The organism is Nostoc sp. (assembly GCF_036916985.1).
Lineage (GTDB): Bacteria > Cyanobacteriota > Cyanobacteriia > Cyanobacteriales > Nostocaceae > Nostoc.
On sequence record NZ_JBALFD010000040.1, the window covers coordinates 18,671 to 44,847 of the forward strand.

21 protein-coding genes and 1 pseudogene are annotated in these 26,177 nt (G+C 39.8%); 11 read left to right on the forward strand and 11 right to left on the reverse strand.

Annotated elements, in window-relative coordinates:
* Window positions 1-299: 299 nt before the first annotated feature.
* Complete coding sequence (locus V7L07_RS14380) at window positions 300-2,252, reverse strand: S9 family peptidase (protein ID WP_335058835.1); 1,953 nt, start codon at window positions 2,250-2,252, stop codon at window positions 300-302.
* 571 nt (window positions 2,253-2,823) lie between these two features.
* Between V7L07_RS14380 and V7L07_RS14385 the strand changes: the two genes are divergently transcribed.
* The 3 genes from V7L07_RS14385 (at window position 2,824) to V7L07_RS14395 (ending at window position 3,938) form a co-directional block, all read left to right on the forward strand.
* The gene (locus V7L07_RS14385) at window positions 2,824-3,117 is read left to right on the forward strand and encodes a hypothetical protein (protein WP_335058837.1); all 294 of its coding nucleotides are present in this window, start codon (window positions 2,824-2,826) and stop codon (window positions 3,115-3,117) included.
* A 94-nt stretch (window positions 3,118-3,211) separates the two neighbouring features.
* Window positions 3,212-3,589, forward strand: a complete 378-nt coding sequence (locus V7L07_RS14390) for a hypothetical protein (RefSeq protein ID WP_335058839.1) — start codon at window positions 3,212-3,214, stop codon at window positions 3,587-3,589.
* A gap of 172 nt (window positions 3,590-3,761) precedes the next feature.
* Window positions 3,762-3,938 carry a hypothetical protein gene (locus V7L07_RS14395; protein WP_335058841.1) on the forward strand — a complete coding sequence of 59 codons (177 nt, stop codon included), beginning with the start codon at window positions 3,762-3,764 and terminating at the stop codon, window positions 3,936-3,938.
* On the opposite strand, the gene V7L07_RS14400 is transcribed toward V7L07_RS14395, so the two are convergent.
* From V7L07_RS14400 to V7L07_RS14425, 6 genes and pseudogenes are all read right to left on the reverse strand, one after another.
* Window positions 3,933-4,738, reverse strand: a protein-coding gene (locus V7L07_RS14400; protein ID WP_335058874.1) for an IS5 family transposase whose coding sequence is annotated in 2 segments (ribosomal slippage) — window positions 3,933-4,402 and window positions 4,402-4,738 — 807 coding nt in all. Because the reading frame shifts where the segments join, the coding sequence is not laid out codon by codon here. The genes V7L07_RS14395 and V7L07_RS14400 overlap by 6 nt on opposite strands.
* A 303-nt stretch (window positions 4,739-5,041) precedes the next feature.
* Entirely contained in the window at window positions 5,042-5,698 is a 657-nt protein-coding gene (locus V7L07_RS14405; protein WP_335058843.1) for a hypothetical protein, read from the reverse strand.
* Window positions 5,699-5,943: 245 nt separating this feature from the next.
* Window positions 5,944-7,236, reverse strand: a pseudogene (locus V7L07_RS14410) (TnsD family Tn7-like transposition protein).
* The gene (locus tag V7L07_RS14415) at window positions 7,220-8,803 is read right to left on the reverse strand and encodes a Mu transposase C-terminal domain-containing protein (RefSeq protein WP_335058845.1); all 1,584 of its coding nucleotides are present in this window, start codon (window positions 8,801-8,803) and stop codon (window positions 7,220-7,222) included. The pseudogene V7L07_RS14410 and the gene V7L07_RS14415 overlap by 17 nt, the downstream one beginning before the upstream one ends.
* Window positions 8,779-9,249 carry a hypothetical protein gene (locus V7L07_RS14420; RefSeq protein ID WP_335058847.1) on the reverse strand — a complete coding sequence of 157 codons (471 nt, stop codon included), beginning with the start codon at window positions 9,247-9,249 and terminating at the stop codon, window positions 8,779-8,781. The genes V7L07_RS14415 and V7L07_RS14420 overlap by 25 nt, the downstream gene beginning before the upstream one ends.
* A gap of 26 nt (window positions 9,250-9,275) precedes the next feature.
* The gene (locus tag V7L07_RS14425) at window positions 9,276-9,428 is read right to left on the reverse strand and encodes a hypothetical protein (RefSeq protein WP_335058849.1); all 153 of its coding nucleotides are present in this window, start codon (window positions 9,426-9,428) and stop codon (window positions 9,276-9,278) included.
* Between the two features lie 240 nt (window positions 9,429-9,668).
* On the opposite strand from V7L07_RS14425, the gene V7L07_RS14430 reads away from it, so the two are divergent.
* From V7L07_RS14430 to V7L07_RS14445, 4 genes are all read left to right on the forward strand, one after another.
* Complete coding sequence (locus V7L07_RS14430) at window positions 9,669-10,682, forward strand: tyrosine-type recombinase/integrase (protein ID WP_335058851.1); 1,014 nt, start codon at window positions 9,669-9,671, stop codon at window positions 10,680-10,682.
* Window positions 10,683-10,685: 3 nt separating this feature from the next.
* Window positions 10,686-11,153 carry a hypothetical protein gene (locus V7L07_RS14435; protein ID WP_335058853.1) on the forward strand — a complete coding sequence of 156 codons (468 nt, stop codon included), beginning with the start codon at window positions 10,686-10,688 and terminating at the stop codon, window positions 11,151-11,153.
* Window positions 11,154-11,155: 2 nt separating this feature from the next.
* Entirely contained in the window at window positions 11,156-11,836 is a 681-nt protein-coding gene (locus V7L07_RS14440) for a hypothetical protein (protein WP_335058855.1), read from the forward strand.
* 322 nt (window positions 11,837-12,158) lie between these two features.
* On the forward strand, window positions 12,159-12,530 hold the full coding sequence (locus V7L07_RS14445; protein WP_163937350.1) for a hypothetical protein: 372 nt from the start codon (window positions 12,159-12,161) through the stop codon (window positions 12,528-12,530).
* A gap of 38 nt (window positions 12,531-12,568) precedes the next feature.
* Here V7L07_RS14445 and V7L07_RS14450 read toward each other — a convergent pair whose 3' ends face one another.
* The gene (locus tag V7L07_RS14450) at window positions 12,569-13,510 is read right to left on the reverse strand and encodes a hypothetical protein (protein WP_335058859.1); all 942 of its coding nucleotides are present in this window, start codon (window positions 13,508-13,510) and stop codon (window positions 12,569-12,571) included.
* A gap of 230 nt (window positions 13,511-13,740) precedes the next feature.
* Here V7L07_RS14450 and V7L07_RS14455 point away from each other — a divergent pair, with 230 nt between their 5' ends.
* From V7L07_RS14455 to V7L07_RS14470, 4 genes are all read left to right on the forward strand, one after another.
* A complete protein-coding gene (locus V7L07_RS14455; RefSeq protein WP_335058861.1) occupies window positions 13,741-13,959 on the forward strand; it encodes a hypothetical protein in 219 nt (72 codons plus the stop codon).
* Window positions 13,960-14,039: 80 nt separating this feature from the next.
* Window positions 14,040-15,542: an FAD-dependent oxidoreductase gene (locus tag V7L07_RS14460; protein ID WP_335058863.1), complete on the forward strand. Its 1,503-nt coding sequence runs from the start codon at window positions 14,040-14,042 to the stop codon at window positions 15,540-15,542.
* Window positions 15,543-15,692: 150 nt separating this feature from the next.
* On the forward strand, window positions 15,693-18,173 hold the full coding sequence (locus V7L07_RS14465) for a two-partner secretion domain-containing protein (RefSeq protein ID WP_335058865.1): 2,481 nt from the start codon (window positions 15,693-15,695) through the stop codon (window positions 18,171-18,173).
* Between the two features lie 15 nt (window positions 18,174-18,188).
* Window positions 18,189-20,693, forward strand: a complete 2,505-nt coding sequence (locus V7L07_RS14470; RefSeq protein ID WP_335058866.1) for a CHAT domain-containing protein — start codon at window positions 18,189-18,191, stop codon at window positions 20,691-20,693.
* Here V7L07_RS14470 and V7L07_RS14475 read toward each other — a convergent pair.
* The 3 genes from V7L07_RS14475 to V7L07_RS14485 are packed head-to-tail and all read right to left on the reverse strand — an operon-like array spanning window position 20,654 to window position 25,077.
* Entirely contained in the window at window positions 20,654-21,658 is a 1,005-nt protein-coding gene (locus tag V7L07_RS14475; protein ID WP_335058868.1) for a hypothetical protein, read from the reverse strand. The two genes, V7L07_RS14470 and V7L07_RS14475, sit on opposite strands and share 40 nt — an antisense overlap.
* Before the next feature lie 33 nt (window positions 21,659-21,691).
* The gene (locus V7L07_RS14480) at window positions 21,692-23,650 is read right to left on the reverse strand and encodes a protein kinase domain-containing protein (protein ID WP_335058870.1); all 1,959 of its coding nucleotides are present in this window, start codon (window positions 23,648-23,650) and stop codon (window positions 21,692-21,694) included.
* Window positions 23,635-25,077 (reverse strand): NB-ARC domain-containing protein, encoded by a 1,443-nt coding sequence (locus V7L07_RS14485; protein WP_335058872.1) that lies wholly within the window; start codon window positions 25,075-25,077, stop codon window positions 23,635-23,637. Before V7L07_RS14485 ends, V7L07_RS14480 begins: the two co-directional genes overlap by 16 nt.
* Window positions 25,078-26,177 lie beyond the last annotated feature (1,100 nt).

Genomic DNA, 26,177 nt, shown 5'->3' on the forward strand with positions numbered 1-26,177 from the left:
TATCTTTGGGTTTTAACTTGAGAATAAATGGAACAGCTTTCAATACTATGATTTCTTATAACCCTTGCCCCGCAAGGGTTTTATTAAAATCAATCCTCAATCACCATAAAAGGGACGCAAGAGCCGGAATTTTTCAATCATCATTGGTCTTAAATACAAAAAGTTTCATTTGGAGTATACTTGATGAAACTATTGATAGTTAAGGTTTTCAGGTTTTTGGGGTTTTCTTAGCGTACAAATTTCCCGTTTCGGCACAGTCTAGCCGTCAATGATGATCAACGTCGAGAGAGTGCGGTTTATTACTTAATAACTCCAGAATGCCCTTGTATATTCCCTATGGGTTCTACGCGACCCCCTAAGTATTTCCCCAAGAATTCTTCGGCTTTGGCGTAGAAGTGCAGCCTATTAGCAGGACGAGCAAAACCGTGCCCTTCGTCTGTGTAGAGGATATATTCTACGGGTTTGTTTGCTTGACGCATAGCGGTAACAATTTGCTCGCTTTCCGCCTGTTTGACTCGGGGGTCGTTTGCACCTTGTCCAATAAGTAACGGTGCTTTGATTCGGTCTACAAAAAATAAAGGTGATCGCGATTTCAAAAAGTCAGCTTCTTTTTCTAAGTTACCCACACGATGATAGAATCGCGCCCGCTCTGACTCCCAGTAAGGAGGTATACTGCTAAATAGTGTCAACAAGTTGCTCGGACCAACGATACTTACACCCGCAGCAAAGACATCTGGTGTGAATGTTACTCCTACAAGAGTTGCATATCCTCCGTAGGAACCACCCATAATCGCGACTTTTTTGGGATTGGCGATACCTTGTTGGACAATCCAGTTTACCCCGTCAATCAAGTCGTTATGCATTTTGCCAGCCCATTCCCGATTGCCGGCGTTGAGGAATTGTTTGCCGTATCCTGTAGAACCTCGAAAGTTAACTTGCAAGACTGCATAGCCCCGGTTTGCTAACCATTGAGCTAGGGGATCGTAACCCCAGGTATCTCGTGACCAAGGTCCCCCGTGTACTAGAATAACAGCGGGTAAGTTTTGAGATGGAATACCTACGGGTGTTGTCAGATATCCGTGAATGGTCAACCCATCACGAGATTTGTAGGAGATTGGCTGTTTTTTGGCTAGGGATAAGTTTTCCAGCTTTGGACGGCTGTTGAAAAGGAGTTGACTTTTTTTGCTGGCGCGATCGTAAACATAGTAGTAAACAGGTCCATCGTCTGTATTGTATCCAACTAGCCAAGTTTTGTCGGCAAGGTCGCGAGCGACTATTCTAAATTCACCACGGTGGACTTTGGCAATCGCTTGGAAATCTGGAGCAATACTTTTATCTAATATTTGCCAGGCTAGTTTGTCTTTGTAGAAGGAGACGGCTTGAATTTTGCGAGTTAACGGATGAACCAAGACCCCACCGATATCATACTGCTGGTCTTGGGCAACGACGCTTTCTTTACCTGTAGCGATGTTTAATGACAACAGGCGTGTAGCATTGGCATGATCACTGCTTTCGATATACAGGGTTTTGCCATCATCAGAAAAATTAACAGCACTACCTTCGTCATCGGGTCCCCATGAACGGACTGTCTTCCAAGGTTGGTTAACAGTTTCCCGAACTGATAAAGTTTTACCACCATTCGCAATAGTAGCAATCACCGCCCGAATTTTCATCTGGGGGTCTGCTACTGTCTGTTCTACAGTACCAGGATTTACCATTTCTAAAGTGGATTTATCGGTACTTAAATTAATCCTGTAGGCATCATGTTTGCGTGGATCTTTGATGTTTAATCCTACCAATATTTCATTAGGAAATTTCCGATCGGCGGCGATCAATTCTGCATTTACACCCTTGAATGGGGTTAAATCTCGTACCTGTTTGGACTTGATGTTTGCAACATAAAGATGAAATTTTTCGTCTCCATCAGCATCTTGCAGGTAAACTAACTCTCCAGAATTATAAGTCCAAAAGTAACTACGAATCCCGCGTTTTTTATCGGTGGTTAATATTTGGTCATCTTTCTTACCTACTGTGCGTACCCATACTTGCAATACGTTATTTTTGTTCGGTGCAATATAGGAAAGGTATTTTCCGTCTGGTGATAGTTGGGGATTGGTACGTTCTGGATTGCCAAAGAGAGTTTCTCGTGGAATTAGTGGCGGTAATTTGGCCAAACATTGGCTGATACTTGTTACAGCAGTACTAGCAATTGCAAGGGGTATGACTGCAAAGAAGGGATATTTTTTATACACAAAGAGGTTTCCCGGATACTACGGAGTGGTGTACGATTCGTTGCTAGCAAAAGTGTAAGTCCATAAGGACACATATAACAAGCACGAGGGTAAGTAACCTAGAAAGCTTCGTCATCTACTACCAGGATTTTTCCTTTCTCACCTGATAAGTTTCTCAACGCTGTTCCTCCACAGCGAGAACTCTTAACCATCTATTATCTGCTTATTAGGGAGATCCAATAAATAAATCAGCCCAGCCGTATCAATAATATTTTTAGCAAAACCGAGAGATTTAGGCGCTTTCGCCTTGAGGGCGAAAGCGACGGCTAGGCTGATTTATTCTTGGCAAGTGCATTAGGAGTCAAAACCGCAAAACAGTATTGACGTACAGTCATGAGGAAAGAAGCGATCGCTTTAAGGCATCTGCCCGAAAAAGAGATTTATATCGAAAAAGATAAATTCTTACAATTTGGGACTCGTATTTTCCATAGTTTTGCAGTAAAGTGTTTATTCCGTGCAAATTATTTATACCTAACTTCTCCCAAATTTACCCATCCAAATTTTTGAGCCAATTCTTTCAAGGGAACAGCCAATGAAAACTTCTAATGATATAGATACTAAGAAGATCATCAAAAAATCTGACAAGCTTACCCTGAGACAGATGAAATTAATCGAGGAGGCTGAAGACCAACTTCTTCATGCTAATACTGACAATTCTACTGCCCCTGTGGTTGAGGTTGAGGAGCAACCAGTAGCGATTTCAGAGCCTAGAGTTCCTGACTATATTCCATTGCTTGACAATCCTCCAGTACAATCTGTGGGTAATTCCGGCTGGCAGGTTTCTGATGTCTGGCGGGATATTCGGGTGGATGATTTTTGTGGGTAGACTCTCTATGATTACAATGCGTTCATATATCTATATCCCCTACGCCCCTTTCAATCGTATTGGTTGAATCTAAGATAATCTACAATTAGCTTTGATGCTTGAAGATACAATAATTACTCTGCTAATTTGCAGTACAGAAGAAGAGAAGCTTTACTTTGAGGTGTCCCTCTCACTTTTTAAAAAAGTTTCCACCTGGAATCCTGAATTGTCAGCAGTGCCTTTATCAATGAGCGACGCTATTCAAATTGCTCGGTCTGAAGCTTATCGAAAGCGACCTCAATTCAACTCTTATGTATGTATAGCTGCCTCGATTAAATCTTTGCAACCTCATCAAAAACCATTTCTATGGTATTGGCATATTGTGTTTGTCCCAGTAATTGATAAGGATATTTGTTATTTAGACCGTAGTGAGATCGTTTTGCTTCTGGACGGTACAGTAATTGAGCCAAAAGTTATTAATATTTCAATTTAGTTCCTACTTTTTTAACAAATTCGGCGAAATTTCCCGTCCCTCTTCTGTAAGCGCTCAGGGACAGTCAAAACAATTCACGCACGATCAATCTCATGAAAGGGTTTTGGGAATCCCGTTATCTTTGGGTTTTAAATTGAGAATAAGGTGATTACGCTTTGTGGGTTAGTCTAGAATGGTAGCAAATATTGGTGTCAGAGAAACTTTAATGCTTTCAGGAACAATTCAACCCTATAGTCAAAGACAGACAGTTTTACGAACCAATGACGGTGATTTTCTCATTCTTGGGCAAGAAATTCACCGCTTGGGTTTGTGGCGAATGCGAGGGTTAGGGCGTGTTTTCAAACTATAACCACAACAAAATGCAGGCGATCGTAATCATAGCTGTATAATTGGCTGCAAGTTTTTCATATCGGGTGGCGATGCGGCGAAATTGTTTGAGTCTGTTGATAGCGCGTTCGACAATGTTGCGTTGACGGTAGATTTCACGGTTAAAAGGGCCGCGTCGCGGTTCATTTGAGAGTCGTGGAATGGTAAGGCGGATACCACGGCGGCGAAGGTAATTACGTATTCTCCGACCCGTGTACCCTTTATCTCCGACTAATCGTAAAGGGCGTAAACGTGGACGACCTCGCCCAGAACGCTTGATGGCTCCTTGTTCCATCAATTGTTCTAGAAAAATTGACTCGTTTCTCTGACCTGGACTGAGGATAAAAGTTATGGGTTTACCTTTGCCCTCACACCGAAGGTGTATTTTCGTACTGAAACCACCCCGAGAACGACCTAGTTTCTCATCTTCTTCGCCCCTTTTTTTCCACCAGCTGCGTGCTGGTGGGCGCGGATCACTGTTCCATCAACGTAATGAACCTCCCAGTCGAGCTTTCCTTGCTCGTCAGCGATCGCTTGTAGCTTTACTAAGATTTGGTTCCAAATTCCGCCTTTTTGCCAGCGATAAAACCTTGTGGCCACACTCTGCCACTTTCCATAACGTTCTGGGAGGTCTCGCCACGGTGCCCCTGTTCTCAGTATCCAGAGAATGCCATTCACAACCCTACGGTGGTCATGATTCGGCTTACCTGTTCGCGGTTTTTCTGATGGTAGTAACGATTTTAACCTCTCCCACTGCTCGTTACTTAAGTCTCCTCGGTTGATCATGACTATATAGCGATCGCCTTTTTTCTAGGATATAACGAGTTTGAAAACACGCCCTAGGGCTATTGTGGGGACAAAAGGCAACTGCCCAAGCCGACCAATCGTTTAACTATTTTTGAAAGCTCCAAACAGTACCCCAACCGGGGCAACTCGAAACTAAAGCGGCAGTATTTCAAGGTCAAGTTAAATGCACAAAACTCTGATTAGTTTCTTTGACTGTTTCCTGGTGTAGCAACTGCCTAATGTTTTAGTAAAGGTCAAGGTTACGGGTATTAGCGTTTGCCAAAGATGCCAGAAGACACTTCAAACTGAGCGCTCCTCATCAGAAGGCTGTTCAGTGAGAGTATTGGCTGCCTCAAGTAACAGTTCCACAGTTGTTGCCAAGAGCGTTCGTACACGAGTTAACTGATTTCGGCGCTCAATCCCCAGCCGTGCTTCAGTGTTTCGCGGATCGTCATCATGGCTTAAATGAACAACTTTCACTTTCTGCTGTTTTTCGGATGGTTCAAATATAGGCTCAGGAGCAGTGAGTTTGTTGTATCCATAAACTCCACTTGGGCGTTTCACATTATAATGATGTACTTCACAGCCACCAGGAGCAATGTAGCATCCTTCTAGATTATTTAAGAAGTGAAGCAATTGTTCAACACAGGCGGCGATCGCTTCCATTTGTGCAGCAACGCCCAGTGATTGTGCGCTTTGGGGACAACCTCTCGACATCAGCATCATCACTGCCGCTTCGCGGCGTGTGGTTCTAAAGGTTTCCTCTGTGCGTTCCCACTCCTGTTGCCGTTGGCAAGATGCAATCTCCCGCACGCGAATTAGTTCGATTTCCTCATCTGGAGTCAACTTAATAGCTGCTCCACAGGTTGGATAATTGAAGCATTCTCCAGGGTCAATACCCGGTTGCAACATCATTGAGGCACAGTCAAAGCCAAGTCCACATATCTTACGTGGCATAATTTTAAATTAGTTCTAGCTTAATAAATTTATTATAATAGCTAGAACAAAAGGCTAGATGAAATGTAGAGGAATAATAAAGTTCAACAATTTCAAGAGCTACAACCCTTAATTTTTGGTTATCCATCACAGATACCAGAAAAATAAAGTTGAACAATAACTGTCCTCAGTTGAGTTCAGTTTAGCAATGTAGAAGAGCGCAGGTCGATTTTTTGAATAAAAAAGTTCAACAATATAGGGTCTGATTAACCGGAGTCTTTTCCTACACTATCATTCAAAGACTTCCACAAAGCTTCTAGCTTACGCAACATAGTCATTGGACTTTTGCTATAATTAAAACTAAGGTTATACGCAGCTTGCTGAAAATTTAGTCTATCAACAACATTTAATTCCAAATACTTTTGTTCCCATAATTGACCAAACGTCACGATTCTTTCAAATCGAAACTTATCAACTTTAGTCAAATTCACGCCAATCTTACTATATTGAAAACCGCAATCACACTCAAAAGTGCCTATAGGATTTTTTATATAAGAATAGGTCGAATTTAGATCATTGCTTAAAAGCATCACTAACTTCGTAACCACAGAATGGAGATAGTGTTCGCAAGCAGGATTTAGACAAAGCCAAGGCCCCTTACCAAAAGGTTTATATTTAGATTTACGAGCAAAAAATGTTGAAGGCGAATTCCTCAAAAATCTAATCATTAGCAGATGCATTACCGGGTCAAAAACCTCCAAATGTAATCGAAAAATTTAAAATAAATTTATGTTGTTATTACTGACATTTATACCAAGAGCCTCAAGAAATTCACTTCCATAAAAAGACAAAAATTTCTGTCGTAAACCTTGCTCATATACCTGACGGTCTAGAGTCGCTAAATTCCTCTTAATCAATAAAACTATATATTGGATATGAAACCAATCTAATTCCTTAGAAGGAAGCGATTTGAAGTCACAGGTCATTAACCACTCAATATCAGATGCAATTAGGCGTAACCACTCCTTAGTGGACTCACTGTAATTTCTCGTTACATTCGATATAGGACAGTTTTCCAAACTAGCAATACCAACTTGATACCACTTATTATTCCAGATAGGTACAATGCTATCGTTTAAGACAACATCATGAATTGTGCAGACAAGAACACCAGGTGTTTGGTGAAGTCGCGCCTGATAAATTTGACCGCTACGCAGTGCATATTCTGGTTGCAAAGGATTTCGCCTCAGATAACCTTGCATAATTAATACGCAAACTACCTGTTGTAAATCAACGGTTTTATTCAATGGGTCAAAATATCTCGATAGTCGCTCAATACAGTGAAATCTGTACTGAGGCTCTAGTTCTCTTTCTGAAGATTTGCACGTCGGAAGTCGTGTCACATACTCAACAAATTTCTCTCTAGAAAAGATAGGAGGAAGAGAGCGAATTATTGGATTTGTATTATATTCAGACAACTTGTGGTCTCTGTATTTAGCAACAGCAGCCCATTCCCCGTTGGGAATTTTAACCCATTCCCACTCATTCTCTATGTTCATTAAAATGCTCCTGGCGCTTCTTTCTCAGAAGCTCCAAATGGTCAGGCTGTAATGATTTATTTTCTTTAGAGTCAGAATTTTTGCTCGGCATAACTGTCTCAGGAATAGGAGTTTCTGTCTTAGCTAACTCGAACCCCTCATAGTCGCGTCGTTTAGCCTTCTCTGAAGCTCTATTTCCCCTAATCCCAGCAACTTTTTGGGTATCGCTTACCCTATTATCAACAGTTACAGAGGCTAAATCATTAGCTCTGTTGACAACGCTTTCAATGTCAGCTATTAAGTCAACACAAGCTTGAAGTTCATTGCCTTGATTTTTCTGATAAAGCCACTCTTCATAAGCGAGTAAATATTCAATATCATGTATATTTTTCTGAGAATAACGCTCTTCTGGGTCTAAAAGAAAGCACTTCTCAAAATCTCTACCATCAGGAGAGCGGACATAGATAAAATTGGGTTTGCGATAGTCGTAAGAAATATCTAATAATTTATCTGATTTGGAGAGCAAATTACTTCTAGCTTTTTCAAACCAGAATTCTTTCAATGCCTTCTCACAACTGTAATACATCCCCTTAAATTTGATGCCGCGAGCGGTGATGGTCGCTTTATTACTTGGCATCAAATTTAGCTTGATGATATCTTCAGGAAAAGTCCTGAGTCTACCAGAACGATTTTCTATCCCCCACTTCCATAATTCTATGGGTATGGGATTTACATTATCAGTAATCATCATTTCTTCCCTCTCATAACTGGCCAGGTAATGATGATTATTGTGATAGCGAATTAAGTGGATAATAATTTCAGTAAACTGCTCTATGTTAACTCTGCTATCAAGACGATAGTCTCGCCCCCCTCTTTGTCTAAAATCTGTGTCTATATAACCGGGTAAAAATGGTTTGACATGACCATGAATTGTACGGAAGTACCTCTCTACTAAACCCTTCCAATCAGCACGGTAAGGTGCAGCATTTTCAATTCGGACATTGAGATTTGGGATTAATGTCTCTACTGCCATCCCTGCAAGTTCGCCTCGGTCGCCCAAAATTGCATCTGGCAGATGGTGGCAAGGCCATTCTGTAGAGGAAATATTAATGCCATATTCCTGACAAAACTGTATTTTATCTGTGGCTGCATTAGCTAGAGCCATCATTGCTCCTGTCCAAGAAGGCCCCTCTAAACCAACATAAACCCCCACAATCATTCGGCTGAAAACATCAATGATTACATAAATTACTGGTCTGCCAATAATCCAGTTAGAGTTGTACTTAGAAACCAAATATACATCTGCAATTGTGGCATCAATTTGGTATCTAGAACCGGGACCAATGGTTTCCATCTTAGATGTTCCTAAAATTGCTCTATGCTCCAAAGCAAATCTTTTCGCTCCCTTTCGTTCTGTAATGCTTTTTTTGATATCTGATAGTTCGACTTCATACCAATATTTCAATTGAGTGAATGTCGGCCTAAGTTCGGGGGGAATTAATAGGGATTTTTTTACCCCATTTTCGTCATAACGAATATCTGATGAATAATATTCCCTAATCATTAATCTCGTTTCTTTTCTCCACATTTTTTTGGCTTTCCGAGACCTCCACAATTTGAATAGTCAGGTAAAAGCGCATTTTGATTTTTCCCTCTCTGCCAGAATCTTCTCAAATATTCATAAACTGTTTTTTCGACTAATTTATTTTCATTTCTCCCCTGGTTATATTGTTCAACAACCTGCTTGATAAGCGAACCCCGTGACGAACGATAGTATATGTCCGGTTCTTTTTCAACCAGGGATGAAATTAGTGACCAAGCATTTTCTCTATAATCTTTTTGTATCTTTGTTAAATCTTCATCACTCAAATGCCTTGCCCAAGGGTCTTGTTTAAGCTTCAATGCTTGTTCTGTATGAATTGCAACTCTTATTTCTGAAACTTTTTTCGCTTCGGGAAACCCTTTCTTGGCATTTATGTCAAAAACAAAGGCAATGTTATAACCAGAATCAATCCACAGAACTCTCTCAATCAAGTTGGGAGGGTCTGAGTCTATCCATTCTATGAGGTCGTGCTTCTTGCCGATCTGCCCACTGAGGGGAAATCGGAGACAGTGATCCAAGGCTTATACTTCTCTCCACTACCTTGACCGCGACCTTCTTTGATGTAGCGTTCAAACTTGGCTTGAGTCCACTCCTGCCTACCTCTCGCCATAAAGCTTACCTTTCTGGATCTGCCCAGACCATGCACATTCAGAAATTGTAGAACTTTTTTATTTATTGTTGGACTTTATTATTTATTGTTGAACTTTTTTATTCCTCTACATGGGGTTCATGTATTTTAATCGTAGATTATGTCGGATAAAAGATAAGGGTATCTTATTTTGTCTTCACACCGAATTCGTGTATACTGAACTTTTAAATTCAGAGCCACCCAGTGCGATCGCATAATCTAGTGAATAACCCTGAACTAAATAACTTACCTCCGATTAAACTCATTCCCCTAAACGCTGAAACGGCATCGCTCCTTGGGCGCACCACTAGTACAAGACCACCAACCGATATTCGGTGGGTAAAAGTTCTGGAATTTTTACGCAGCAATAACCTTGCACCCAACAGCCGCAAGCTTTACGAACGCGAACTGAAGCGGTTTTTGGCGTGGAGTGAGCTGCACTATCATGAGCTACGCCCACGTCATCTTGCGCTATATAAAGAATATCTCCGTGATGAACTGCGGACTGATGCAGATAAACCGCTTTCAAAAAGCAGCATAAATGCCGGAGTTGCGGCACTCAAAAGCTTTTTCAAATGGATGTGTTACACGTATCCTGAAATTATTGCTACTAATCCTACACTGGGGATAAAACTGGAAAAAGTGCCACTACCACCAGCCCAGAGTTTAACCCCTGAAGAAATGGAACAGGTTTGGTCAGCGTTGGAATTCTTGGGAGAAACAAGGCAACGGGATACAGCACTCGTTCACATTCTTAGTCATGGACTCCGGGCTGGGGAAGTTGTGCAGTTAAATGTTGGCTCATTTGATGGCAAGCTGCTATTTTTACCAGACACCAAAACCAATGAACCACGCTTAGTTCCACTGCGAAAAGAGAGTCGGGAAGTCGTGGCAGATTATTTACAATTGCGCGAACAGCAAGGAGAGGTTTTGACCAGCCTTAGTCCATTGATGATTTCACATCATGCTTCATACAAGGGTGAACGCTTGAGTTATCACGGCATTTACTTCGCTGTGGAAAAAATCGGTGAAATAGCTCACATTGAGGATTTACATCCTCACTCCTTTCGCCACACCTATGCCACTGACTTATTACTATTGGGAGTTGACCCCAGCCATGCACGAAAATTAACAGGTCATCAAAGCGAGAAAGCGTTTCGGCGCTATACCCTTCGTAGTGAGCAAGAAGCTGCGATCGCTGCTTACTATCGTGCAATCGGCGAAGAAGTGGAATAAGGTATGCCCAAGCCACTTGATCCAAAGTGTCAGCTATGTTCCAAATTACCAACAACCCAAGCTAAAGTGCTGCATGGAACAGCAGGGGACGGATGTTGGAATCCAAAAGTCTGCCACAATCGCCGTTCGTTTTACCGCCACCGTTCGCAGAATAATTCAGCAGAAATTGATTCAGTAACAGTCGAACCACCAGCAACATATTTTGCAGTACTGTATTTGTATAAAGAACCAGGGGATAAACCATTGCACGCCTTGGGCGCAGAACTGTGGCTGGGACAACAGCCTATTTGTCGCTTAGAACCAATTCACTGCTTTGGACTAACGGCTGGCAAGATCCGCGCCTATACAGATCAGGTGTTGCAGGCGTTTGCAAAACAATACAGTGTTTCACTATATCAATATAAGGATATGTTTGAAATTACCTCAAGTTACTGCCCAGTGCGGCCTTGCCCCTTGCATCCACAATCTTAGAGATGACCACATACCGCCAATTAACAATTTGGGATGTGCTTGATGAGTTGTCCGAATCTCCAACGACATCAACACTAGCACCGATGTGGGAATGTTTAGATGCCGAGTTAGAAAAATTACCCCTGGAGGCACAGTTATTAACCGCAGCGCTTGCCTTCAGTCAAATTGCGGATATTCTTAAGTCTCGTGCCGAAGTGCTGTTGCAAGATACCCGCGATGGCAATAGTCTTTTGGGGCCAATTGTTAGCACTGATCTCTTTGCTGGTCTAGTGCGGACAACAATGCACCTAGATTTAGATGATTTGATTGAACCGCAAACACCACAAACCTTTAAACCACATGGCCCACACCAATTTTCATCTCCTACTGAGTTGGGTGATTCTCTAGCAGCACCTGTTGAAAAAGCGAATGTTTTGGCAATGCTCGATGAGGTGACAACTTTAGAAGATGTCCGCAATTTGGCATCAGATGAGGATGTGGAAAAATGGCAAAGTGCAATCGCTAACCATCTGATAAATGTCAAAGATGAGATTTCTTTAGTTAAACTGCAATGTGTGTTGCAAATGCCGATGGTGGAGGTGTGGTTAGGACTATTGCTGGGTGGGTTTACATTAGAACAGCGTGGTGATTTTTATAACAGTCGGAATATTTGGGTGAAAAGTTCTCCAATTACTAACACCTAGCCGATTTGATTTGAAATTTTGAACTTTCAAGCTGCTTTGACACCCAATAAATTTATCCCTTCTGCTGCTGACCAACCAGATTGTATTCTCTTTCAACAAACGCCAGCAGCTTTGACTGCAAGGATGACAAATACGGTGAAAGCAAAATCCCCAATCCTTGCAACTACAAAATATTTGAAACCCTTGATTTATTGTTACAATAGTATTAGTAGTTAACAACCCCCAGAGGGTTAGTCTGAGCGCTATTGAGCTTATTCGTTGTCAGAAGATTTCTTATATTCTTCGTCATCCTTGTCAAAATTTGTATTGCTAAGGGGGACTTATGGGTGAATCGAAACGCCGAAAAGCAATATTAGGCAATCACTATGGCTTGCCTAATATTTTCAATGAAGTCCAATCAATGTGGACGCAGATTAATTTCTCGCTCAAGCGAGTCAAAGATTCTGATAGTGGATGTTTACTTGTTCAATGTTCTAACAACGACCGAGGATTCCATCAAGACACTATTGCCCAAATTCAAAAAGAAATAGAAAATTGGAAATGTGATTTGGATATTCCTATCTTGATCCAAGTTCTCCCAAGGGGAGTTCAAAATTCAGGAACTAAACTTTTTGATGGGTTCGTTACCCTTTGGTGCAATTGTCCTGAATTTGAATTGTGGCGAGAAATATTTGAAAGTGAACTCGTTAAGTAAACTTTGTTGCATTAAATTATTGTTTCCTCGCTGCACCATCATTTCTGTTGCCTCCACTCGATTTTGTACTCTCTTTCAGCAGCCGCCAGCAGCTTTGCCTGCAACGAAGATAAATAAGGTTTAGCTTGTTTCCCCAACCCCTGCAACAGCCAATCCACAGCCTCGTCACGGCTGGCCACTTGATTTAACTGGCGCAACCGTATACATAACTGCTGCATGAATTGGCAATCTTCATCAAGCAATTCCAGTGATTTCAGGTGTTCGATTTTTACGGTATAGTCGCCGTCCCATGTCTGGAGTGTACAACTGTATTCTCCAACATGGCTGACTACGCCCCAATAACCCGCTTTACCTCTCAAGTCTGGGTTATCCTTTGGCAAAAGAATGCATATTTCCCCAACGTGGTAAGGATTGGGTACTTTCGTCCTTTCGCGTATCCTATCTACAACATCTTTCACTATGCGACCAGATGGAATCTTATTGCCCGCTTGCTCTACTGCCTGTTGCCATACATCCGCTTGCACATCTGGTTCCAACTCTGCTTTCGCCAAAAAGCGCAATTGTCGTTCGTTGGTCGGCATTGGAATTTGCCGACCATTGGTCGGCAAAAACTTTTGAAGATTCTCATAAACTACAATCGCCGAAATCTTCAAGTACGCCGCATCACGGCTATAATTGAAGCGTTCGCGGCAATACTCCTCAAAAGTCCGGTGCGTGGAACGGTACAATCTGCGATCTCGCAACTCCATCAGCGCCTGACCCGCTTCTAAAAACGCACGTTCTACACGCTGTTCCAAGTGTAGGCGTAAGCTTTGTTCTTCCTCGGTCAACTCTCTTACTTCAACAGCCGTCACCGTGATAGTTGCTCCCCCTGGATTTTCGTGCAAAGAAGTATTTTCCTGAGCAGGGTCGGTTGCTAGCTCTGGTTCCTCAGATGTCGCAGGGGTAACTTTCTTGCGTCTAGATAGTGGTTTGTTCATTGCCCCACCTCTAGGCTGACAGCAGTCGAACAAATATTGAGTTGTGTCATCATGGAATATAGAGTTTCTTATCTTTACCCCCAACCTGTCCAAAGGATGGGGTTTTTCATTACTTTTTATATTTTGCAGTCTTAAGGTACTACCAAATATAAAACCTCTTAAAAAATCTTAACCATACAATTGTTAGCTTCGACAACTACTCAATCACTTTTCATCCTTATATATGTAATATGGCTATCAAACACCCTGTTTTAATTGCACTGTCAACACTCTCGATTATCTATGTTAGTACGGCTTCCGTCTCTGCACTCTATTTACCAAGACCAACAGCACTACCACTAACTAAAGACAACCAAAAGTCCCCATCAATCATCCATCTGAGTTTTTCTCTCAAAGATTTTACAAAAGTTTTTATTTTCTGGAATAAAAAGCTCTGGTATTGGTATTAATATGCTAATACATTGATACACTGTTTGAAGTTTCCTGTCAGATTCAGTCTGGCTGGTGTTACTCGGCTTTCTTTTGTTTTATGGAAATATATGACGTTGTAATTGTTGGTGCTGGGCCCATTGGATTGGCAACTGCGGTTGGCTTACGCAAGCGTGGTATTGAAAACGTTCAAGTCATCGATCAAACTCGCACCTTTCGTCAGATTGGTCAAAGGTTGGATCTTCTACCCAATGGATTAAAAGCTCTCAAATATTTAGATTCTAATGCTTACGGAGAGGTCAGGAAAACTAGCGTTAGGTTCTTTAATCGCCAACAATCTAATGATGATCAAACTGTCAAAAAAATTCAGCAACAAAAACCTCCAAAGACATCTACTAGATGGGTTTACAAAAATTTGCAGGGGCAGCTAATTCGGTCAATACCTCTTGGGTTCGACGAGTGGTTTAAAGATTATGGGGAAGGTCGAGTGTCAATTCCTTGGTATGACTTGCAGACAACCTTAAGACATCTACTACCCCAGGAGCAGGTTCAAGCTAATCACCGTTGTATCAATGTTGTGGATGAACCAGAAAATCGGTATGTCCGAATAGATTGCGTATCTGATACAAGCATAGAAGCCAACCCCTATGCTCATTGGGCAAACGAACATAAAAATTATGATACACCGTTCGATAGTTCAAATACTATCCCCCAACAATTAGAAACAAAATCGCTTCGAGCTAAGTTAATTGTTGCAGCAGATGGGATTAACTCTACAATTCGTAGAGTTATTTACAAAGATAGTCAGTATTGTGATTTTGCACAGCCGGAATATTCAGGATTTACAGCAATATCTTGTATGGAAATAGCTGAGATTCCAAGTGAAATATGGGCAGAATTACAAGATAAATTCTTTCAAGACTCATCAATTGTAACACTCAGTAATGATCAAATATTTACTGAACAACCTTGGATAGAAAAACCAAGATTGATGTTATTTCGTAACCGAAGCGCTCAAGTTGGGTATATCATAACTCTGGCTTTGCCTTTGGATTTATTACAGGGTCAGTCTGGAAGTTCTTTGATTGATTTAGCTGTACAAGAGTTAGAGAAGGCAGACTTCCCTCACAGACTCAAGCAATTAGTGCGTATCTCTCCTCCTGCTAATATGCAGCAGCGTCCATATTACATTCATCGCGCTACCATTTCAGATTCTATCCAAATCAAGAGCAAAACTGACATTAATACTGAAGATTACCCTGTCAAATTTCAACCATCCTGGAGTAGTGGGCGAGTTGTATTGGTTGGTGATGCGGCACATGGAATGCCTCCGTTCACAGCTCAAGGAGCTAATCAAGGGCTTGAAGATGCACTAGCTATTGCAACGATTATTGCTAACATCGCTCTCGAAAATAACTGGGATGATTTGCAAGCTCTAGCCAGAGCCTTCGAGAAATATGAGCGGATTCGTCGCCCATTTGTGACATATATCCAAAAGGCAACATTGACAGGTTTCCCCCACTCGTCAAACGAAAACTGGCAAGAATATCACCAACAGGTATATTGCCGCAATTTTGACCAAATATTAGAAGCGTTGTTGTGAAATTCCCTGTAATCAAGGTATAGTTAAGGCACAAATTGCTTTGCTCTTAACTAGTGCAAATGGCAGCCGTTTCAGGAACTTATATTAGCTAACTGGACTTGATAATTTTCTCAATCAAAATAATAGCCAGACTTTTTTTCTGATTAGCAAATGGATTTTATTCACCTACTAGTCGCAAATCTCAAAAAGAGGCGTTCAGTCAAAGAGTGTGCTTTACAATTCTGGAGCATTAAAGGCAGCCTCTTCTTCCTAGCCTCCTCATCAGTCACAGCACAAGTTATCCCAGATAAAACGTTACCTGTTAATTCTATTGTTACACCACAGAATAACACCAGGATCATTGATGGAGGCACTATCAAGGGGAGCAACTTGTTCCATAGCTTTGAACAGTTTTCTGTGACTACAGGTAGCACGGTTTTATTCAACAACGCTCAGAATATTCAGAATATTTTTAGTCGTGTAACAGGCTCATCAATTTCCAACATAGACGGGTTGCTCAAAACTAATGGCACAGCCAACTTTTTTTTAATCAATCCCAGTGGAATTATCTTTGGAAAAAATGCCCGACTAGATATCGGTGGCTCGTTCTTGGTAAGTACTGCTAAAGTGATGAAATTTGCTGATGGCTTTGAGTTCAGAACAAATGATCGCCAAACCAAACCACTATTGACTATTAGTGTGCCTACTGGTTTACAGCTTGGGAGTGATTCAGGTGCTATTCAAGTTCTGGGTATAGGTGAGGGGTTAACTGCTCCTAGCTCAATAAGCTCCCCAACTATTAAAAATAATGATCTAACTGGGTTGCGAGTGCAACTAGGAAAGACCCTAGCTTTAGTAGGGGGGGATGTATCTTTAGCGGGTGGTAGTCTAATTGCTGATCAAGGACGAATTGAGTTAGGTAGTGTTACAGATGGTACAGTCAGTCTTAATCCAGTTGCTCAAGGCTTTGCTCTGAGCTATCCGAATGTACAACGCTTTGGAAACATTAGCTTTTCACAAAAAGCTTTAGCCGATGCTAGTAGTGTCGGTTCTATTCAAATACAAGGTAATAATATCTTGGCTACTGATGGTTCAGCAATTTTGATTCAAAATCAAAGTTCGCATCCTTCAGGTAGTATTAATATCAACGCTACCGGAACACTAGAATTGAGCGGTATATCTCCAAAAGATGGCAGATTCAATACCATCTTGCGGACTGAATCTCTAAATTCTGGAAGTGCTGGAGACATCAACCTTTTCACTAAGAATTTAGTTGTTCAAGGAGGAGCAGGAATAGGCAGTAGAACCTACAGTGATGGTCAAGGGGGTAATGTAACTGTAAATGCCTCTGACTCCATAGGGCTACTTGGTTTTTCATCGTTTAATCCCTTCATTACTAGCAGCATTATCAATAGCACCTTAACGAATGGAAAGGCAGGAGATATCACAGTATCAACAGAGCGCTTAATAGCTACTGATGGGGGTGTGATAATATCTCTCACTTTGGGAACTGGTGCAGGAGGGAATGTAGTTTTGAATGTAGTTAATTCTGTAGAATTGACTAATTCCATCAAATTGATGAATTCCGGGTTAGATTATGTCCCCAGCTATTTTGCTACTACAGATTTTCATGCGGGGAATGCTGGTAGTTTGACAATTAATACATCAAGGTTAATAGTCGGGCAGCAAGCAAGGATTACTTCTTCTACTGTCGGCTCTGGTTCTGCTGGAAGTATTACCATTAATGCTTCTAACTTAGATGTAAGTGGTAGAATCAGTTCCTCTGTTCTTATGGCAGACCAAGACACTCAGCAACTGTTCGCATCTCCTCAATCACCGAGTGGAAATCCTGGAGGAATAAAAATCAATACTGAAAACTTGAGTCTGATGAATGGTGGTATCATTACTGTCACAAATCAAGGAATAAGTAATGCTGGAACTATCTTAATAAACGCTAAATCCATCTCTTTAGACAACAAAAGTGCCATTACAGCAACTACTGCTAACGGCGAAGGCGGTAATATTTTCCTGAACGCACGGTATTTGCAGCTAAGTAATCACAGTACTGTCACGGCTACCGCAGGAAATAAAGGAAATGGCGGAAACATTAACATCAACGCAGACATCTTAACGGCCTGGGGAAAGAGCAGCATTACCGCAGATGCCTTTGAGGGTCGTGGTGGGAATATCACAATTAATGCTCAAGGACTCTTCTTTTCCCCTGATAGCTTGATTACGGCTAGTTCCAAGTACGGAATTAACGGTACGGTTAAGTACAACATCGCTGATACTAAGATTTACCCTACTCAACTAAAAGCAGAAGTGATTCCAATCGCTCCTGAAATCATCCCAGTCTGTCAGGAACGAGTAGGCATAGGAGTAAGTAGTTTTGTTGTTAGTAGTACTCGCAATCTCCAATCTAAGCCTAATGACCTGATGTATAACAATATTGAGCAAAGTAACCCTGTTCCAGCTTTTAATAATTCACATAATCCAAAATCATTCTTCAGTAACCAACCCACACAAATCATAGAAGCCAACGCTTTGATTCGGGATTCTCAAGGCAATTTTGTTTTGACGACATCCCAAGCAAATCCAATCGGGGATAATGCTTCACTGTCTGCAAGTTCTTGTTTTTCCGGTTCGCAGTAATCAAAAGGTAGAAAAATGATCTTACCTCAACCTTGCTTTAAATATCTCTTTTCATGCGTTATTGGGCTGTCTCTAATTGTAATTCAATCATCTTCTCCTGCCCAGACTGTAAAAAAAGAAAAAGAATTTCTCAAAAATCAAGCAGCATCCCTGACTTCATCAGGTCACGAACAATTAGCTCTAGATCAGGCGAATGAAGCTCTCAAAACTTGGCAGGAATCTACGAAAATTTATCGCCAACTAAACGACCAAGAGGGGATTACGGAAAGCCTGATTGATCAAAACCTTGCTTTCCAAGCATTAGGATTACATAAACAAGCTTGCAATACACTTTTAGAAGCTTTAAATTTGAATACAAATCTAGGTATTTGCGACACGACTTTGCAGCAACCTGCTCTTGCTCAAGAGGAGCAACTCACGACATTAATTGGTAAGCAGAAAGCAACATCAATTAACTTGCTTGGATTACAGAATCTCGGAGAAGTCTTGCGGATTTTGGGTCAGTTAAATGAATCTGAAATAGTTCTACAAGAAACGTTAACGCTAGCAAAACTTGTATCTTCATCAAAGATTAGTGGTATTTATCTGTCTCTGGGTAATATTGAACAGACAATTTATCAGCAATTACAAGATAAATATTCTTGGATAGAGGAACCACTTTTTCGAGAGAAGATTGCTAACATTATTCCACAAAAAGCGCAAAAATCACTCTGGTATTATCAAACACTAGAAAACATACCAAATATCTCCAAATCAGCTAAACTGCAAGCTCAGTTGAATCACTTAACTTTACTGATCAGTTGGGAACAATGGCTCAGTCATCAACAAAATCAAGCGAACCTTCATCAGAAAGTTAATCAACAGATCCGAGTATTGGTAAATCAAATAGATGAAAATTCTTCTGCCTTTTTGGAGTTATCACCTGAGCCATCTATTCATGCTCGGTTGAATTTTGCTAATAACCTCAACCAGATCCCAGATGAACAATTGAAATCAGTAGCGATTCGATATAGTAAATTAGCCTTAAAAATGGCTGAAACTATTAATAGTATCCGATGGTTATCCTATAGTTTTGGTACTTTGGGTAAATTATCAACTCAAACAGAACAAAAACAGGCATATTTTCAGAAGGCTTTAGGATTCGCTCAATCAATTCGTGCTTCGGATATTGCTTACGAATGGCAGCAGCAGTTAGGACTAATTTACCAAAAGCAGGGAAAAACTGAGTTAGCGATTCAGAACTATAATGCTGCGATCGCAAACATGACTTCAGTGCGTGATAGTCTTTTGTCAACTAACGGAGATTTGCAGTTCTCTTTTCAGTCAGAAATGGAGCCGACATATCGTAATTATATGCGATTGCTCTTAACATCACCTAATCCTGATTTAAAAAGAGTAATAGAGATAAATGAAGGATTGCAGATAGCACGCTTAGAAAACTTTCTCAGATGTGGCAAGCTTGACCTTGTTGCTTTGAATCAGCTTCAGAACCTCAATCGCGCCCCAACAGTAATTCACATTATTGATTTAGGGGATACTATAGAAGTAATTGCTCAGTCAACAGATGGCTCACTTCACCACCATTCTATTGAATCTAAACTAGTTCGATTCCAGATAGATCATCTTTTAGAAGCTTTACAAAATGAGAATTTTTCTGAGGTTGACAAAAGTAGCATTACTACTTATTCTCAAAGAATTTATGAAAAGCTAATTACACCAATTCAAACATATCTACCCACATCAGGAACACTCGTATTCACTTTAGATAAATCTTTTCAAAGCATACCAATGGCATTATTATATGATGGAAAACATTATCTAATAGAGCGTTACAGTCTTGCCGAAACTTTAGGTTCCAGAATTAGACAACCTAGAGTCTTGCATCAAAACCAGATGATAGCTTTAATAGCTGGACTCTCAAAAGTCAGCCCCAGTTCTACAGATCCAAATGCACCTAAAGACATGGAGAATTTGCTCCCTTCTAAACAAGAAGTAGAAAATGTAGAAAGACAAACCTTATCATCAGTAGCCTTGTTAGACGATAAGTTTACCCTGAAAAGGTTCAAAGAAGAACTAACTCAAAATAATTTTCCTATTGTACATATTACTACCCACGGTCAATTCAGTTCTGACCCACTCAAAACAGTACTAGTAGCCTATGACAAGCTAATTAATATTAGAGACTTTGACAGCTTAATCAGAGGTAAAACCGAAAATAGTCAAGATGCAATTGAGTTACTTGTTCTCAGCGCCTGCGAAACTGCTAAAGGCAACAAGCAGTCAGCAATGGGCATTGCGGGAATGGCTGCCCAAGCAGGAGCGCGTAGCACTGTTGCTACTTTGTGGCGCGTGGATGCCGATTCTACCGCTTTGCTTATGCAAGAATTTTATAAAGGTTTGAACAATGGCTTGCCAAAAGCAGAAGCACTACGTCAGGCGCAATTGAGTTTACTGTCAAATCCTAAATATAAAAAGCCTTATTATTGGGGTGGGTTCCTATTGGTTGGAAGCTGGTTGTAAAATTCCACTAATTTTAGCCCTGATTGGGCTTTTTCTAACTCTTTGGAATTCTTACTGCTTTTGGCTAACTCAGCTGCCGTCAGGTATTCGGGTTTCGCCTCATTTGGTAACTTGGCCTTCAAATAGCGATCGCCCAGTACTCTGTAAAGAGTCGGATTTTGGCTATTAGTTGCTGTTGCCATTTTTAACATCTCAATTGTTTCATTTAAAAGATTTTCTGCCGTATAAATAGCATCTACGTCAAGAATAGTTTCATCTGGAGGTAGCCCTAAGTCTTTGATGCGTTTAATCTTTTGTGCAATTTGTTCTTGCTTTGCTACAGACAATACGTCCACAAACGTTTCATCATAGCTAAAAGCTTGACCATCAATATATGCAAAGACATCTATTGTATATGGAGTACCCGCTTGAAATTCTTTTTCATCACTTGGGTAGGCAAGCCGAGTTTGATTTACAACTTTTTCCCATCCAAACTCGTAACTTTTTACTTTGACTTTGTAAGAAGTAGCACCCTTAACAGCAGTCCAAGTTATTTCTGGACGGGAATTCAATGTTGATGTGCTATAAGGAGAAATGATTGTTGGCTCATCTCTCCCTTCTGTGCCACCTTTTCGTATGTGACACGCATTAGTATTGGTTGGATTGCAAGTGGATAAGGCTTCGTCAGGTTCTGCACATTTATCAAGAGGAATAGTTCCACTAGATAAATTTAAAATGTTTCCAGAACTAAAGCATAAAAATTCTACATAATCACCATTCACAACTTCTATCGTATCTCCCTTACAAATTAAGCTGCCTGCTGACAAGTGCTTGTGACCCTTACTTATTATCCTTCCCATTTGTGGATCACAATGAACCTGATTTCTTCTTACTCTTATGAGCGGTACATTTGCTAGCAATGGTAGATGAATTAGTATTAGAGAAGTTAAACAGCAAATTCCCTCAAAAAACATCAGCTTTTTCATTGTTTTACAAACATAATTTGTTTGAGCATCTTATCATTTATCAAGTATCCGATCTAGCAGTTCTTGTCTCCAGCGAAACACCTCTGGTAGACTAGATTTAGTCAAGATACAAGCATCTATATAAGCTCTGGCGTAATTAAGTTGACCTAATGATTCTTCTATTTGAGATAGCAAACAATATGCATCTGTTCTTTCGCTATCTAACTTTGTCGCTTTTTCTAGATACTTTTCGGCTTCAGTTAACTTATTTTCCATTAACCTTGACCATCCTAAATCTTTATATAACGATGCTTGTAACTCTTTATTATTAGTTTTTTGTAACCAGTTTAAAGCTAAAATAGCTGCCGCTTTATAATCCCCTTTTTTATTTTTCAACCTTGCTAAAGCTGCAACTGCAAATATAGCTTGATCGCTACTTCTAATAGCAATTTCATATTGCTTTTCTGCTAAATCATATTCTCCCTGTCCATCATAAAAATCACCTAATCCGTAATGTGATTCCCATTTATTAGGTTTTAACTTAAAAATTATTTCGTAAGTTTTGTTAACACAATTATAGTCATATAACTGCTGACATGCAATTGCTAAATTATTATATGCAGTATCGTCTTTCGGGTTGTATTTTATAGCTAGCTCGTAATTTTTTCTAGCAATCTTAGGGTTATTTTGATGCTGTAAACCCTTCTCAAAGTAAAAAGTTGAGACTGAATTATTTAAATTATGTCCGTACTTTATTGCTCTTTGAAAGTCTTTTTCAGCATCAGCAATCCTATTTTCTTTATAAGCTTCTTTACCTTGATTTAAAAAATAATCTGCTACTGTGTATTTTAAGCTAGTATTCAAATATACTGCTTTTTGAAAATCGTTCTCAGCTTGGTCAATTTGATTTTCTTTATAAGCTTTTTTACCGGAATCTAAATAATATTTTGCTACTAGAGGTAGGGATGCATATATCAAACCAACAATACTTAATAAACCTAATACAAACACACTCAGTTGAAACGGCTTTGATTTAATTACTCGATTAAACTTTGATTGATTAGGTAAGCGCTCCAAACGCTGTATTATTATTTGAGTACTTTGTGGGCGCTGCCCAACAAAAGGAGCCATCATATCATCAAGTAAATCAGCCAGAAATTTATCTATGTGAAGTGCTTTATCTCTCCAAATTAGTCTTCCTGTCTGCTCGTCCATTTTGATTTCAATTAAAGAAATACCTGTGACTAAGTAAACAAAAGTTCTACCTAAAGCGTAAAAGTCTGACTGTGGTACGGCTTGTCCATGAATTTGCTCTAAGGGAGAGTAACAAGCTGTCCTAACAGCAGTTATTTCGTAACCATTACCGAATCCTGTAGTAGTTCCTCCACTGGTACTGACTTTGGCAAAGTAGGTTCTACTAAGCTGTCTTGCTCCACCAAAATCAACAAGTGCTAAATTCCCGTCGGGTTGATGAACAATGTTTTCTGGTTTGATATCTCTGTGAAAGAAACCAGACCGATGAACTAAATCAAGAATCTCCATCAACTGCAATAACCATTCATAAGCCATTTCTTGGCTAATTCGTCCATAAGATTGTACCCACTGAGTTAAATTCTCTCCTTCAAACTTATGCATAACTAGACAATGTAGTTCTAGAAGATTATCATTCAGCCTAAATGTGAAATAATCTTCCCTATTAGACTTGGGAATTCCAGGATGGTCTAAGATTTGTAATATGAGTGATTCTCTTTTAAGTAGCTCAACTAACTTAGAATCATCAATCCATCTTAATACTTTCATTACTCTTATTTGAGGCTGAGGATGTTCTTCTGTGCCAATATCCTCAATTTCAAAGACATCTGTGTAAGTATATGGATTTTGCTCCAAAGAACGCAACGGGCGTAGCAAACGAATACGCCCGTTTATTATCAATGGATTTCCACATGCTAAACAATTTTCAGCGCTATCAGGATTATAACGTTGGGTACAAAGAGGATTTATGCAGTAGCCCACAAGGTAACTTCCCTTGTTTGTATTGTATCTGGTATTTTATGCACTAATCCCAATGGATCAACTAAAATATACTTCTTAATAGATGCTTGTAAACTATAACTAGCTTCTCGTTTGTTTGATTTACCAGCAATTTCAATTAACGAGCGTTGTTCTAAAACTTCTATTGCTGTTATTAGTTCAAAAACTGACAACTTGAAATCTACTCGCTCTTTTAAATTATCAATGAGTTTAGAGAATTGAATAGGAGTCGAGTTTTCTGACATTTCTTCTGCCAAATAAATCATTATTTGCCTTTGAAGATTACTTAAAAGTCCAACTTGTCCAAATTGCTGATGTAGCATTGTTTCAAGTTGAGGATCAATCATAGTAGTTTGATATCTAAAAAATGTTTTCACACTCCCCTCAAAAAAACGATTAATTCTATCAGCCAACGCTTCTAAACTTGATGGATTCCCAGAGTAATTTTCAATTAATCGCTTACATTCCTGTCCAGTTAAACCTTTTTCTTGTAATATTTGCATTCCAGCGTTTACATCTAAACCTTCTAATTTAAAAGAGCGAATAGGTAGTTTTGTAGTCACAGAAGCAAATTCTTTTAAAGGCAACTGACTTGTTATAATAATGCAGCTTTCATGCTTCCCTTCTGTAAGTTTTAAAAGGAATTTTTCATATTGTAATCTTTTTCCAAAATCATCGGCTAACAATAGCTTTTCAAATCCATCAATTACTAGTAGACAACGATGTAAGTGAAGCTGTTTTGATAGTAAAGATATGCTATCTATAAAAGAGTTTTCACTTGCTTCTATGTCTACTTGAAAAATTTTATTTAAATCAATGACTAACTCATCAATTGACAAAGAATGATTAATTGTTTTCCAGATTATACATTCATATATACTACTTAAAGAATCAAAAGTTATTTCTTCAACCAATCTAGAGGCTAATAAAGTTTTTCCTATTCCTCCAACTCCAGTAAAAACTATACAGCGTTCTTTAAATAGAGTAATTTGTTTCTTAAAATAGTTAATTTCATCCTTTCGTCCATAAAAAGATTTTATTTTAGGTAGTTCCCCATAAATTCTAATATTGCCAACGAAACTATCGTTATCCAATCTGTATGCCTCTTCCTTCCGATAATCGCTCTTTGCTAGCTTAAGCAAAATAGATTTCAAAGATATTTTTGTTACTTTCACTCCATCACCAATAATTACTGAAAGCATACTCCATAGTGGTGGAGCTACTTTCTGCTGCAAATAGTATGCGTTATACCCCGAATCACTTGCCATCTCTTTATAATCTTTACTATCCCAAACTCCCTTAATAAGAACTTTTTCTACTTCTGTTAAATACCTTCCCGTAGATTGAAATACTTGTTCTTCTAATACAGCTAATACTCTTTTTACGTCTAAAACTTGGCTTGAATTCATGCCGACTTTTCCTTACGTAAGTAGGTATACATTAAGTTACATTTTACTCCTTATTACTTAAAATATCTACAAAATTCACAATTATTAACTGAAGCTAGGTTCTCAAATTACCTTTCTAGGCTATATTGATTTAAATGCTACATCTTAATAGGGAGATTTAACGCATCTCTAGTACATTATCCGGTCTAGCTTGAGCATAAAAGTGTGAAAGAACTTGACCAACGTCAACCAAGGAACACCGCCTGCGGGTATTTTTGATCACTGATTAATTCAATGGGTTTGTTTTGAAAAGCTTGTGTTTAGGTATCTTAACCTAAACCAAATATCTTCTGCGAATACATTTGAATGAAAGCTCTTACCTCGACCGAGTAAGACGACCAGAACTTCTGTAAAATCAAGCTAATTAAAAGGAGGCATGGAGGTGAAGATACAACAGTAAAACTGTTTAATGCAGAAAGCGCCACTAAGGAGTCGCGCTTTCTACGTATTGCAAATTTCATATTGATCTAGAGCGGGTTTGATCTCGAAGGAACAAAAGAAGTTGTCGCTAAAGTTTGGCCACTGGTGCGACTACTAAATTGTCCGGGAGTTTTTACCGCGCTACCAGATCCATTATAGGGTCTGCCGCCTGGAAAGTCCATTCCCTGCGGTGTGTTTTTGCTGTCGAAATTCATAAATTTTAGGTAAAGTTAAGTTTGGTTAAGAAATATCCCGAATTTTGTAGTTAAAAGCAGTAGTAGCGCGAATAATAGTTACCAGTTATCAGTTGGGAGTAGAGTCCAAGATTAGATAACTGATAACTGATGCAACCCCCTCTGAACTTGTCAACCGAGTTATCAGGGGAAAATATCATGACAAATAGAGAACGCCCCAAGAGCGCAGTGTTAGAGCGTATGGGGTCGAGTGCAGCTTTCGCACGGCAACTTTTTGCTGTGGCGTCGGGGAATTTTAGGGATATCCAGCCTAGAGTAAGAGTTTGGCAGATTGAAAGAGTTCTCCCCAAGAAATTCCGAGGGGAGAACCGATGAACCATACCCCGAAGAAAACGGGGGAAAGGTTAAAGGGAAAAGGGAAAAGGGATGGGGAAGAGTTAACAAATT